Consider the following 12,831-nt stretch of genomic DNA (forward strand, 5'->3'; position numbering starts at 1 on the left):
CGCGTGCCAGGATGGTCAGGTGCCGACCACCGCATTCACCACGCCGTTCATCGGCCGCGAGGACGAACTCGCCCGGCTGACCCGGGTACTGGACCGTGCCCGGGCCGGTGAGACGCGGGCCGTGCTCGTGGCGGGGGACGCCGGTGTGGGCAAGACGCGCGTACTGGCCGAGGCCGCCGGGCACGCGTCGGAGACGGGGATGACCGTGGTCACGGGTCATTGCGTCGACCTCGGTGACGTCGGCCTGCCGTATCTGCCGTTCACCGAGATCCTCGGCGTGCTCGCCGCCGACGAGCGGTTTTCCGCCATGCCGGCGGCGCATCCCGCGGTCGGCCGTCTGCTCGGCGACGGCGGCAGCGCCAAGCCGGACGCCGGCAGTCGGCTGCAGCTGTTCGAGGGCGTGGCCGCTCTGCTGGCCGACGTCGCCGAGTCCGCTCCCTTGCTGCTGGTCCTGGAGGACCTGCACTGGGCGGATCAGTCCTCCCGCGATCTGCTGCGCTTCCTGCTCAGCCGGGGGACCCTCCAGCGCCCCGCGGGCGGTACCTCCGCCCTCCGCCTGGCGATCTTCGCGTCGTACCGGGCGGACGATCTGCATCGCCGCCACCCGTTGCGCCCCCTGCTGGCGGAGTTGGTGCGGCTGCCCGCCGTCGACCGCCTCGACCTGCGGCCGCTGCCCGACGCCGAGGTGGCCCGCCTGGTCCGGGCCCAGCGGGCCGCTCCCCTGCCCGAGGCCACCGTCAGCGACATCGTCGAGCGCGCCGAGGGCAACGCCTTCTACGCGGAGGAGCTGCTCGCCGCGACCGCCGACGCGCCACCCGGCGGCCCCGGTGGAGCGTCCGCCGTGCCCAGCGGTCTGGCCGAGGTCCTGCTCATCCGTTGCGAGCAGCTCCCGGCCACGGCCCAGCAGGTACTGCGCACGGCAGCCGTCGCCGGGCGCCGTGTCGAGCACGAGCTGCTGCGCGACGCCGTCGACCTGCCCGAGCAGGAGCTGGAGTCGGCACTGCGCGAGGCCGTCGGCCGCCAGCTCCTCGTCCCGGGCGGGGACAACACCTACTCCTTCCGGCATGCCCTCATCCGTGAAGCCGTCTACGCCGACCTGCTGCCCGGCGAGCGGGTGCGGCTGCACCGCGCGTTCGCCCGGCTGCTCGCCGGGCGGGGCCACCCGGCCGAGAGCGCGGCGGAGCGCGCCCACCACTCCCGGGAGAGCCATGACCTGGTCGACGCCCTCGCGGCCTCACTCGAGGCGGCCGACCACGCCGGGCGGATCGGCGCGCCCGCCGAAGAACTGCGCCACCTCGAAGCCGCCCTGGACCTGTGGTCGGCGGTGCCGACTTCCGCACTGCCGGACGGTGTTCCCGACACCGTGACGCTCACCCTGCGTGCGTCGGCGGCCGCCGCCCGCGCCGGCGAAACCCACCGGGCGGTCTCGCTCACCCGGGCCGCGCTCGCCGGCATCGGCTCGGACACGGACGCGGAACTGGCCGCCCGCGTCCGCTACACCCTCGCGGGCAACCTGATGCGCGTCGACAGCCTGAAGGCCGCGTTCGCCTACAGCAGCGAAGCGCTCTCCCTGATATCCGCGGAGCCTGCGTCGCATACGTGGGTGTGGGCCGCGGCCACCCATGCCATGGCGGCCCGCTATGTGGGCGAAGACGAGGTCGCCCGCCGGGTCGCGCTCCAGGCGCTGCGCGTCGCCGAGCAACTCGACGTGGCCGACGCCCAGGCCGATCTGCTGATCTCCCTGATCAGTCTCGAAGCACACAACCGCCGTACCGCACAAGGGCGATCCCGGCTGCGGGAGGCCCGCGAGCTGGCCCGCCGGGCCGGCAACGTCGCGGTCGAGATACGCGCGCTCTTCAATCTCGCCATGGGCGCGTACGAATCCGGCGACCTGGACGAGTGCCTCACCTGGATCTCCGAAGGATTGGCGCGCGCGGACCGCGCCGGGCTGCTCTCCTCGCCGTACGCACTGGAGACGCGCTACCTGCACTCCACGGTGCTCTACACCCTGGGCCGTTGGGACGAGTGCGCCCGTTCGGCGGTCACCGCGCCCGGCCGGCTGCCCGCCGCGGGCGCGTTCGCGATCGCTCCCGCGCTGTACGTGGCATTGGCCCGCGGCGATCAGACGGCCGCCGAGCGGGCCCGTGCCCTCCTCGACGGGCCGTTCGACTGGATGGCCACGCTCGTCGCGGGCATTGTGCTCACCGACGCCGCGGCCCTGCGGGGCGATCCCGAGGAGGCCGTCGAGCAGCTGCGTACGACGATGGCGGCGCTCGACGACGACTCCGGTGCCGAACGCCCCGATGTCGCCGTCCGGCTCGCGGCCCTCGTCCTGTCGGCCGTCGCGGACACGGCCGTGGAGCTGCGGCTGACCGGCGACGAGGCGGGGGCTCGCGGCTGGGCGGACACGGCGACGGAACTGGTGGAGCTGGCCCGGGTGACGGCCGCCAAGGGCGAGGACGGTGGGCAGCAGGGTCCCGAGGGCCTGGCCTGGCTGGCCCGCGCGGAAGCGGAATGGGTGCGTGCCACGACCGGCCCGGATGTCGCAGCGTGGGAGAAGGCCGTCGCCGCGTTCGGCTACGGGGACGTCTACGAGCAGGCCCGCGGCCAACTCCGCCTCGCGGAGGCGTTGCTGACGGCGGAGCGCCGCGAGGAGGCCGCCGAGCAGGCCCGCGCGGCGCGCGACACGGCCGACCGGCTCGGCGCCGTGCCGCTGCGCGAGCGCGTGGACGCTCTTGTGCGACGAGGCCGCCTCGCGGAGCGTTCACCCACGGCCGGCGGGTTCCCCGTGCTGACCGCTCGCGAGAACGACGTCCTGCTGCTCCTCGCCCGCGGCCGCACCAATCGCCAGATCGGCGAGGAGCTGTTCATCAGCGGCAAGACCGCCAGCGTCCATGTCTCCAACATCCTCGCCAAGTTGGGCGCCGCCAGTCGCACCGAGGCCGTGGCCCTCGCCTACCGCGCAGGGCTGATCCAGCCGGAGCCCGGCACAGCCGGATGACGACCGCGCGACGACGGGCGGCTCGCGTGCGAGCCGCCGTCCCTCACACCCCCTGGCGCAGCATCCGCAGCTGCTCGTCGAGCGGGGCCAGCCCGACATCGTGGCGGCGCTCGTCGAGAGTCTCGGGGCAACGGATCGGGTACGGGCGGAAGGTCGCCGGGTCGATGCGGGTCCCGTAGAACTGCGGCTGGCCCAGCTCCACGGCGCAGTGGTCGGCGATGTAGGCGTGGTGCAGGGCCGGGCAGCGCCCGTCCGCCGTGGCCTGGGCGATCAGGTCACGGCAGCGGATCTGGAAGTCGAGGTCCGGGGCGTGCAGCAGGATCATCAGCGCCGATGTCGAGGCGGGCGCGCCGACCAGGTCGGCGGTCGGCCAGGCGTGCCGTCGGACGATCGTCTTGAGCGCTTCGGCGTTGTGCTTGCGGCACTCGCTGATGCGGCGGCGGGAGGCGGAGGTGGGGGTCCGCTGCGCGTCCAGGGTGAGCCGGCGGTCCTCGTCGGCCCTGCGGACGAGTTCGTGTGCGAGGGCGGAGGCGAGCGCGGGGAGCACAGGCGTGCACCCTTCCTGGGCCGCGTCCTGCGCGGGGCTCGTGTGTTCCGCGTGTACGTCGCCTGCTTCGCCTGCTTCGCCGCGGGTCAGGTGCCCCGGAGCACCGGAGCCGTTCACGAGAGCCCCCGCGGAGCCCGCTTGCCTGTGAGGTGTGCCGCGACGGCCCGCACACTGGATGCCGTCATCGTGCCTCCTTCATGTGCAGCACGGAGAGGATGCCGGCCGTTGAGCCGGCGGGTGACCGACGCCCTGTCGTGGGAGGACTCCGCGCCCTGAAGGCGGCCCGGTTCGTCGACCCTTGGCGCGAGCATGGGGCCCTTGCCCCGGTTCCTCGTTCGTCCGTCGGTCACGGTGGCCATCCAGGTCTCGCATCACGGTGCGCGGCATCTGCGTACCTGCCGAGGCGTCAAGTCCGCAGCGACGAAGCCCGGTTGAACGCCGTCGCCGCTGACTGTGCGACAGGTCACTCGATCACTATGATGGCGTACAGACTCAACCCGCAACATGCGTTCTGATAATTTCAGAACGATCTTTATAGCTCTGTCTGTGTCAGCGAAGGCGTGGCACACTGCACGCTGTGAAGGCCGTTTCGGGAGGTAGGACGTGAGCGACAACCGCTCTGGCGGCAGCGCGCCGACCGTCCTGCGGATGGTCCTCGGCAAGCGCCTCCGCCACTTGCGGGAAAAGGCCGGGGTGTCGTTCGAGGACGCGGCACGGGCCATCGAGGTGACCCCTCTGACGGTCCGGCGGATCGAGAAGGCCGAGGTCGGCCTCCGTATCCCCTACGTAAGGGAGTTGCTGCACACGTACGGGGTTCCGGCGGCGGAGGTGGACGACTTCCTCTCCCTGGCCAGGGAGGCCAACCAGCCCGGCTGGTGGTACAAGTACCGCGACGTACTGCCGGACTGGTTCAGCGCCTACGTCAGTTTGGAGAGCGAAGCCAGCGTCATCCGTCTCTACGAACCCCACTATGTGCCGGGTCTGTTGCAGACGCACGACTACGCCGCCGCGCTGATGCGAGTCGGGTTCCCGAACGAGACGAAGGAGGACATCGACCGCCGGGTCGCGCTGCGCCTCAAGCGCCAGGATCTGCTCGCCAAACCGGAGTCGCCGGCCATCTGGGCCGTCCTCGAGGAGACGGTGCTGCGCCGTCCGGTGGGCGGAGCCGAGGTGATGCGGGCCCAGATCGACCGGCTGAACGAGGCTCTGGACCTGCCGAAGGTCCGGATCCAGATCATCCGTCTCGGAACGGGGGCGCATCCCGGCGCCTTCGGCCCGTTCCACTACTTCCGCTTCGGCTTCTCCGAACTTCCCGACGTCGTCTACACGGAAAGCCTCGCCGGCGCGGTCTATGTCGATCAGCCCGTCGACGTCGTCACGTATCTCGAAGTACTGGACCGGATGTCCGTACAGGCGGAGCCGGTCGCTCGTACCAGGGCCATCCTGGGTGAACTGCGTAAGGAGTTGTGAGTCATGGCTTCCATGGGCCCCATCTACAGCGGCATGCCGGCCATCGATCTGGGAACCGAGGGCTGGCACAAGCCCTGGAGCGGTACGAACGGCGGGAGTTGCGTGGAGGCCAAGCGGCTGCCCGACGGCAGCGTCGCCTTCCGTCAGTCCACGGACCCGGACGGGCCCGCGCTGATCTACACCCGGGACGAGATGGTGTCGTTCTTGGACGGCGCGAAGTCCGGCAAGGCCGACTTCCTGGTCGCCTGAACCCCACCCCTGCGTCCGCACCACCACGCCCGCACCCGTACGCCCGCACAAGCCGGGTGCCCCGCACGCGTGTCCCCGTCCTGCGGGTCGCCCGGTCACAATTCTGAACTGGGTTACCCCACAGGGAAGTTGACGGTAGGTTACGGAAGTTGACGGTAGGTTAGCGGCAGAGCGCGTGACAGAGGCAGGAGAATCCTCATGACAGATGGCCGGACCACCCCCGACCAGGAAGCCTTGTCCAAGATCGACACCACGGTGCCGCACTCGGCCCGCATCTGGAACTACTGGATGGGCGGGAAGGACAACTACGAGGTCGACCGTGTGGCCGGTGACGCCTACCGCGAGGTCGCGCCGAACATCGAGACGATGGCCCGCGCCTCGCGCGACTATCTGATCCGCACCGTGTCCTTCGTGGCCGGGGACCGCGGCATCCGCCAGTTCCTCGACATCGGCACGGGACTGCCCACGTACGACAACACCCACCAGGTAGCCCAGCGCGTGGCGCCCGAGTCCCGCATCGTCTATGTGGACAACGACCCGTTGGTGCTCCGCCACGCACAGGCCCTGCTGACCAGCACCCCCGAGGGCGTCACCGACTACATCGACGCGGATCTGCACGAGCCCGAGAAGATCATCGATGCGGCGCGGCAGATCCTGGACTTCGACCGGCCCGTGGCGCTGATGCTCATGGGCATCCTCGGCCACATCCAGGACTACGAGGAGGCCAAGTCGATCGTCAGCCGTCTTCAGGCAGCACTGCCGTCGGGCAGCTACTTCGTGCACTACGACAGCACGGACACCGACACCGCCCTCAAGGAGGCCCAGCAGGGCTACGACGACACGGGCGCCATCCCGTACGTGCTGCGCAGCCCCGAACAGCTCTCCGCCTACTACGAGGGCCTCGAACTGCTGGAGCCCGGCATCGTGTCCTGCCCGCTGTGGCGTCCGGAGGCCGGTGAGACGCACAAGCCGACGGACGTCTACGGGGGCGTGGCCCGCAAGCCCTGATTCTCGGGGGCGTGAGCGGGAACGCGTGCGTGCGCCGTCTCTCCGGCGTCGCGGGCGTCACCGGCGCAGGACGAAGCAGCGCGGCCCGTCCGGCTCCAGGTCGTACCAACAACCCTGTTGCCAGCCCTCGATGAGCTCCGCGACCTCCTGTGCCGTCATCCCGATGTACCGGCGCTCCTCCGGGAGTCGCTCCGCCAGCGGCGTGGTCACCACCCATGCGCCGCCGGGCACCAACAGACTCCGTACGCGCCGACCGGCCGCCGCCTTGTCCGTCATGAACGCGAGGACCAGCCGCATCGTCACCACGTCGAAGCCCGCCGACGGCAGCAGTTCCCGCACCGCCCGCTCGTCCTCGAAGTCCAAACGCCGTACGGCCAGGCGCGGTTCCGCGTCCATGTACCGGTCGCGCACGGCGGCAACCGACGCGTCCGCCCAGTCGACCGCCAAGGTACGGTAACCCAGCCGGGCGAGCCCCACGGCACAGCCGCCCAACCCGCAGCCCACGTCAAGGGCCCATTGCCCGGGGCGCGGGTTCAGGTACGTGGCGAGCCGGTCCATCTCCTCGCTCGCGACGGGGCGGAAGCCCCAGCCGTTCGCGAAATGCTCTTCCCAGCGCTCCAGTTCAACGGCCACCAGGTACTTCTACTGGGAGGCGGTGCGGGATTCCAGGTCGCGGCGGGTGTCGTTGCCGTACACGCCCGTCTCGTCGCCGCGGATGCCGTACCAGAGCTGGAAACGTGCCACCGCGGCGGTCAGTGTGGCGTCGTACTCACCACTGGTCGAACCGTCCTGGTACACGTTGGGGATGCGCAGCAGCCGTTCCTGGAGCTCGCTCACGTCCGGGCCGCTGTCGCCCTCGCGCAGGGTGCCTGGCCCGTCCGGGTCCGCCGGGCCCTCCGGGGCGGCCGCCGAGCGGGACGGAGTGGCTGGCTCAGGCGGGGGGACGGAGGCGGCAGGCGGACGCGCCTGCGATTCTCCGGCGTCCCTGTCCCAGGTGAGCAGCAGCGCGGCGCCGAATCCCGCCAGGGCGGTCGCCACGGCGGCGACGGCGATCGCCGAACGACGGAGCCAGGCCTTACGCCCCGGCGCGCTCCGAGCTCCGACCCGGGCCTGCGGGTCCGCCCGCTGCTCGCCCACGACGGGCGGCAGTTCCTGTGTGTCGTCCTCCGCCGGCCAGGACGCCGCCGTCGGCGCGCTGGTGTCGGCCGCCGGAACCGCGAGGAGTTCGTACTCCTCGTCCCGTGCGCGTTCCGCCGCGTTGACCTGTCGCACGAGTTCCGACAGAGCGCCCGGCCGGCGGCGGGCCAGGATGTGAGTGGGTTCGATCGCCGGACGTTTCGGCGCGGTCTCGGGATCGGATGGTGTTGACACGCTGCTCTCCCCTCCCGGTGGTACTGGCCATTGATACGCGCCCCCTTGCCCGGGAGTTCAATGGCGAGGCCCGTTCAGAGAAACTCCACCTCGACGGGAGCCGCCGTGACCGTCGTACGAGGCACCCGCGCGACGAGGGCGAGCAGTTGCTCCCGGTCGGCGCCGACCGGGAGAGCGAAGCCGCCCAGCCACTGCTCGGGAGCGGTGGACTCGGTGGAGAGCGTGAGGGTGTAGACGTAGCGGCCGGGGCGATCGGGCGCGAAGTGGGCGAAGGTCATGAGCGGGAGGCACCCGGGACCGGTGACGGGGTCGAAGGAGTCGCCCGGCGCCAGCCGGAGCAGATCGTTCGCCCGGAGAGGTCCGACGAGGGGGTCCTCGGCCGGAGCGGGGCGCGCGACCACCCTGCCGTCGTCGGTCCGGGTGATGGCGGGCAGGTAGTGGGGATAGCGCAGCCCGTTCTCGGAACCGTCGAGCACGCCCGCGATCCAGAGGTCGCGTTCCCCGGTGTTGCGGATCTCCGCGCGGACCGGGGCCGGACGGCCTACGGGCTGTGAGCCGCTTGGCCCGTGCAGGACGAGGTCGAGCACGCCCGCTCCTTCCGGCCCTTCTTCCGTTCTACCGTTCTTCCGCCAGAACAGACTCTCACGGCGATTACGGGCAGCGAGGGCGCTCACGGGCAGAGGGGTCGCCCGTGAGCGCCGTCGCCGGCTCGGTCAGCCGTCGCCGAACTCCGCGGTGAGCCGGGCCTTGGTGGTTTCGACCTGGTCCCGTACGGCGTCCACGACGTACGGCTTGAACTTCTTCGCGCCGAAGTGCCGCACGAGGCGGTCGAGCGTCGTGTTGGCCTCTTCGAGGTCGCCCTGGCGGGCGTAGGCACGGGCCAGTCGGCGCGTGGCCAGGTTCAGGGTGAGGTTGTCGACCCCCTTGCCCTGCTCGGAGACCTTGACGACCTGGCTGAGCTGCTCGATCCCGGACTTGGGGTCGGGCGGGCGTACGGTCAGCTCGGCCTTGTCGGGGCTTATGCTCTTGAACTCGTGCTCGAAGTTGAGTCCCTTGGCCAGGCGCGCGTACACGGCGAAGGGGTGCGTGCCGTGCCGCTCGATGATCTCCTGCAGCGCGTCGTTGCCGGACTGCAGTGACGGGGAGTCGGAACCCCGCAGCGCGAGGATCTTGCCCTGCTCCTCGCCCATCATGAGCTCGGCGAGTTGTACGTCGGTCTGGCTGACGGGGTGCCTGACGTTGAGCCGCAGCACCGGCGAGACGATCCGGGACCCGTCCGAGGCCACATAGGACGCGCGCAGCTGATAGGTGCCGGGCTGCTGGAAGTAGTGGCCGTCGTGGCCGTAGCCGATGTAGGCGCTGCTGTAGAGGGCGGGCCTGCTCGTGTCGAGGCGGACGGTCTGGTCCTGGTCGACGCAGCGGCGCAGCAGCGGCCGGTAGAGCACGGTGCGGCCGGAGGGCTGCCGGATGGCGATGTTGACGAGTTCGTCGTCCGGGTGGAGGTGGTTGTGCGTGGAGACGCCACGCAGGTCGGTCGTCTCCAGCTTGAGTTCGACGACGACGGGCTCACCGAACGCGAAGCCGTTCTTGTCGGCGCGCAGGTCGAGGCGGAGACCGGACTGGTCGGCGAGCGGCTCGTCGAAGAGTTCGGGCTCGATTTCGGCGGCGCCCACTGAGAAGGCGTTGGCTCCCATGACGACGTTCTTGTAGAAGCCGTGCCGCAGATGGATCTGCTCGTTGTCGGTGAACTGGAAGGGGAAAGCGCCCCAATAGGCGGCCGCTCCGCCGTTTCCGTTCAACGGCTGGTAGTTCTGCGGGTAGTTCATCCACGAGAGGTCGGCCAGGCCGTTGTTGCCGCCGAGTGGGGCCGGGGGCTGGGCCAGGTTCTTCTGCCAGGAGTGCAGCAGGTTGAAGGCGTGGCCCAGTTCGTGGACGTACGTGCGCAGTTGGGCGCGCTGTGATTCGGCGTCGCTGCCCTTGATCAGGTCGTAGAAGACGGCGCAGCCCTGCCGCTGGAAGGCATCGGCGGCGTCGAACATGATGCCCCGTACGCCCGCCATGCCCTCGTAGGCGCTGGCCACCAGCAGCCACACCTTCCACTGCGGGGCGTTGCGCCACAGGCTGAAGTTGGTCTGCATCGCGGCGTGCAGTTCGGTGTTCGTCCAGCCGTTCTGGTTGTTGGCGATGACGTTGGCGGTGCCGGACACCTGCAGTTCGATACCGGCCTCGGCGAAGGCGCGGGGCACGGTCAGGATGCGGGCCGGGCTGTTGGGTGGCTGCGGCAGCGAACCGGTGTTGTACGAGAGGAAGGGCACGGCCCCGGTCACGGAGTCCTGCTCCCACTCGACGGTGCGGAAGTACGGCGAGACGTACGGGCACACGTAGGTGGCACCGGGCTGGTTGGGCGGCCGGAGGAACTGCACGGTCGCCGCGCCGGGCGGCTGGTTCGTCCTGCGGCGCGGGATGGTGACCTGCACGATCGGGTAGCCGGCCTGCCAGGTGTAGCTGCCGATTCCCTTGATGACGACCCGGGTCGCGCTCCAGGAGACCGAGGGGGCGTGTACGACGAAGGAGCCGAAGTACGCCGTCGTGCCGCCGCTGGTGCTGAAGAAGTCGCCGCTGACCTTCCGCAGGACCTTGGGGCCGCCCGGCACGCTGTCGACGTCCACGCGCAGGTCGAGTTGGTAGCCGCCGCCGGTGCCGCGGTACCGGCCGCGAGTGGGGCGGAGGGCGGGGACGGGGGCGGCGGCACCGCCCGCAGCGGCGCCGGGCTGTGAGGTCGCGGCGGCTTCCGATACCGGCTCCTGGGACGCCGGCTGTGCCTCGGCCGCCCCGCTCGCTTCGGTGAGGGGCTCCTCCGTGGCCGGGTTCTGACTGCTCTCCCACTCGTCGGGAGAGAACGCGTCGGCCAAGGGCGCCGCTGAGAAGTCGGCCGAACCCGTGGTCGGGTCTCCACTGGCTGTTGACATGGCGACAAGTCCTCCGTTCGCCTGAATGCTCCAATCAGCAGGTGGTGTCCGGACGACACCACCCGGAGTCCCGGCCGGCCGGGAGGACTGGTGCTGCACGTTGGCACCGCACCACGTTCGCGTCAACGATCCTTTCCGTTGTCCCTCAGAAATACGACGCAATGCGATTCGCCGGTTCACTGGCGATTCAGGAATACACCGAAGATGAAATTCCGTACCGAGAGAATGACGATGACCGAGGGACGACGACATGACGACCATGCGCGCCTGGGAAGTGGCCGAGCCGGGACCGATCGAGCAGGGACCCCTGCGGTTGGTCGAGAAACCGGTACCGACGCCGGGCCCCGACGAACTCCTCGTCCACGTGAGTGCCTGCGGTGTCTGCCGCACCGACCTGCATGTCTGCGAGGGTGACCTGCCGGTGCGCCGACCGCGGGTGACACCCGGTCACGAGGTCGTCGGGCGGGTCGCGGGGATGGGCGAGGCGGTGACCGGATACGACCTCGGCGACCGAGTCGGCGTGGCATGGCTGAGACGTACCGACGGCACCTGTACGTACTGCGTGCGCGGGAACGAGAACCTCTGCCCGCATTCTGTCTACACCGGATGGGACGCCGACGGCGGCTACGCGGAATACACCACCGTGCCCGCCCCTTTCGCCTATCCGCTGCCCGGCGGCCTCAACGACGTCGCCCTCGCCCCCTTGATGTGCGCGGGCATCATCGGCTACCGCGCGCTGCGACGCGCGTCGCTGCCTCCCGGCGGGCGCCTCGGCCTGTACGGCTTCGGCGGCTCCGCCCATCTGTGCGCACAGGTGGCGCTCGCCCAGGGCGCGACCGTCCATGTGCTGACCCGCGACCCGGCCGCCCGGCGCCTCGCCCTCGACCTGGGCGCCGCCGCGGCCGGCGGGGCCTACGACGCTCCGCCGGAACCGCTCGACAGCGCGATCCTGTTCGCCCCGGTCGGTGACCTGGTCCCGGTCGCGCTGCGGGCCCTCGACCGCGGCGGGATCCTGTCGATCGCGGGCATCCACCTCACCGAGGTCCCGCCGCTCGACTACGAGCGTGAGCTCTTCTACGAGAGGGAGGTGCGCAGCGTCGCCTGCAACACCCGTGAGGACGGCAGGGAGTTCCTGGCCCTCGCGGCCCGTTACGGCGTGCGCGCCACCACGCACACGTATCCTCTGACCGAGGCACAACAGGCCCTCCAGGATCTGAAGGCGGGCCGCTTCGACGGGGCGGCAGTGCTGGTCAACGACAGGGGACCGCGCGCCTGACACCGTCGCCGCATACCCTCCAGGGCGAACGGACCTTGATGAACCTTCTTCCCTTCACCTCCGCTCACGCGATCACCGTGGCGAGCTGGCCCGCCTCCGCCACGGAGGTCGCGATGTGGTGCGGACAGCGGGAGTTTCCCGTGGCCGAGGGGACCGTACTCGGGTGGCAGCGGGACGACGACGTGGCGGCTGATGTCATCGTCGAGGGTGAACGGGTCGTCGCTTACGGGGAGTTGTGGTTCGACACCGACGAGGACGAGGTCGAGCTGGCACGGATCATCGTGGCGCCCGAGGCTCGCGGGAGGGGCCTCGGGCGCGTTCTCGTCCGGGGTTTGCTCTCCGAGGCCGGGCGCGCCGGGCACTCCGATGTCTTCATGCGGGTTCACCCGGACAACGACAGGGCTCTGCGCTGCTATCGCGGAGCGGGGTTCGTCACCGTCGACCCGGATCTGGCAAACGCCTGGAACACCCTGCAGCCCGTCGCCTACGTGTGGCTACGGCACGAGTGAGATCCGTATCCCGACCGTCCCCTGCTTCCCGCGCCGCAGCCTGCTGCCGAACAGGGTGAGCCGGCCGAGGATGCCGTATTTGCGGGCGATGAGGTCGCGGTAGCGGGCGGTGCCCTCCTGGTCGCAGACCTCGGCGGTGGCGGGGATCTGCTCGCCGGTCGGATTGCCCCGCACGTCGCACGGTCCGACCCGGATGTCGGCGCGGTTGCGGATCCGCTTCACCTTCCAGGAGTCGGCCGCCGTCCAGGCACCGAGGGTCGCGCCGTCCCGCACCACCCACACAGGGGTCGCGACCTCGGTGCCGTTCTTCCGGTAACTCGTGATCAGCAGGTACTTGGCGGTGCCGAGCCGCTCCAGCGCAGTGGTATCCACGCTCGGAGTCTAGGCACCAGGGATTCCCGGCCCCGCGCCGCCCCTGGTCCGGGCAGGGG

12 protein-coding genes are annotated in these 12,831 nt (G+C 70.6%); 6 read left to right on the forward strand and 6 right to left on the reverse strand.

The window, feature by feature from the left end; translation table 11 throughout:
• The first annotated feature begins 19 nt into the window (after positions 1-19).
• Complete coding sequence (locus FGD71_RS27970) at positions 20-3,001, forward strand: ATP-binding protein (RefSeq protein WP_119103298.1); 2,982 nt, start codon at positions 20-22, stop codon at positions 2,999-3,001.
• 43 nt (positions 3,002-3,044) lie between these two features.
• On the opposite strand, the gene FGD71_RS27975 is transcribed toward FGD71_RS27970, so the two are convergent.
• On the reverse strand, positions 3,045-3,665 hold the full coding sequence (locus FGD71_RS27975) for a DUF6624 domain-containing protein (protein WP_338120084.1): 621 nt from the start codon (positions 3,663-3,665) through the stop codon (positions 3,045-3,047).
• A gap of 531 nt (positions 3,666-4,196) precedes the next feature.
• Between FGD71_RS27975 and FGD71_RS27980 the strand changes: the two genes are divergently transcribed.
• From FGD71_RS27980 to FGD71_RS27990, 3 genes are all read left to right on the forward strand, one after another.
• Positions 4,197-5,018: a helix-turn-helix domain-containing protein gene (locus FGD71_RS27980; RefSeq protein WP_119103327.1), complete on the forward strand. Its 822-nt coding sequence runs from the start codon at positions 4,197-4,199 to the stop codon at positions 5,016-5,018.
• 3 nt (positions 5,019-5,021) lie between these two features.
• Complete coding sequence (locus tag FGD71_RS27985; RefSeq protein ID WP_119103300.1) at positions 5,022-5,267, forward strand: DUF397 domain-containing protein; 246 nt, start codon at positions 5,022-5,024, stop codon at positions 5,265-5,267.
• A gap of 198 nt (positions 5,268-5,465) precedes the next feature.
• Complete coding sequence (locus FGD71_RS27990) at positions 5,466-6,275, forward strand: SAM-dependent methyltransferase (RefSeq protein WP_119103301.1); 810 nt, start codon at positions 5,466-5,468, stop codon at positions 6,273-6,275.
• A gap of 57 nt (positions 6,276-6,332) precedes the next feature.
• Here the strand turns inward: FGD71_RS27990 and FGD71_RS27995 are convergent, their stop codons facing one another.
• The 4 genes from FGD71_RS27995 to FGD71_RS28010 all read right to left on the reverse strand — a co-directional run bounded on the left by FGD71_RS27995 (position 6,333) and on the right by FGD71_RS28010 (position 10,615).
• A complete protein-coding gene (locus tag FGD71_RS27995) occupies positions 6,333-6,908 on the reverse strand; it encodes a class I SAM-dependent methyltransferase (RefSeq protein ID WP_240436807.1) in 576 nt (191 codons plus the stop codon).
• Positions 6,909-6,917: 9 nt separating this feature from the next.
• Positions 6,918-7,646 (reverse strand): peptidoglycan-binding domain-containing protein, encoded by a 729-nt coding sequence (locus FGD71_RS28000; RefSeq protein ID WP_119103303.1) that lies wholly within the window; start codon positions 7,644-7,646, stop codon positions 6,918-6,920.
• Positions 7,647-7,720: 74 nt separating this feature from the next.
• Positions 7,721-8,233 carry a hypothetical protein gene (locus tag FGD71_RS28005; RefSeq protein WP_119103304.1) on the reverse strand — a complete coding sequence of 171 codons (513 nt, stop codon included), beginning with the start codon at positions 8,231-8,233 and terminating at the stop codon, positions 7,721-7,723.
• A gap of 126 nt (positions 8,234-8,359) precedes the next feature.
• The gene (locus FGD71_RS28010; RefSeq protein ID WP_119103305.1) at positions 8,360-10,615 is read right to left on the reverse strand and encodes a zinc metalloprotease; all 2,256 of its coding nucleotides are present in this window, start codon (positions 10,613-10,615) and stop codon (positions 8,360-8,362) included.
• A gap of 259 nt (positions 10,616-10,874) precedes the next feature.
• Here FGD71_RS28010 and FGD71_RS28015 point away from each other — a divergent pair, with 259 nt between their 5' ends.
• On the forward strand, positions 10,875-11,891 hold the full coding sequence (locus FGD71_RS28015; protein ID WP_181359291.1) for a zinc-binding alcohol dehydrogenase family protein: 1,017 nt from the start codon (positions 10,875-10,877) through the stop codon (positions 11,889-11,891).
• 38 nt (positions 11,892-11,929) lie between these two features.
• Positions 11,930-12,400 (forward strand): GNAT family N-acetyltransferase, encoded by a 471-nt coding sequence (locus FGD71_RS28020; protein ID WP_119103307.1) that lies wholly within the window; start codon positions 11,930-11,932, stop codon positions 12,398-12,400.
• Here the strand turns inward: FGD71_RS28020 and FGD71_RS28025 are convergent.
• A complete protein-coding gene (locus tag FGD71_RS28025) occupies positions 12,386-12,772 on the reverse strand; it encodes a PPOX class F420-dependent oxidoreductase (RefSeq protein WP_119103308.1) in 387 nt (128 codons plus the stop codon). The two genes, FGD71_RS28020 and FGD71_RS28025, sit on opposite strands and share 15 nt — an antisense overlap.
• Positions 12,773-12,831 lie beyond the last annotated feature (59 nt).

Source organism: Streptomyces sporangiiformans (genome assembly GCF_005768555.2).
GTDB lineage: Bacteria > Actinomycetota > Actinomycetes > Streptomycetales > Streptomycetaceae > Streptomyces > Streptomyces sporangiiformans.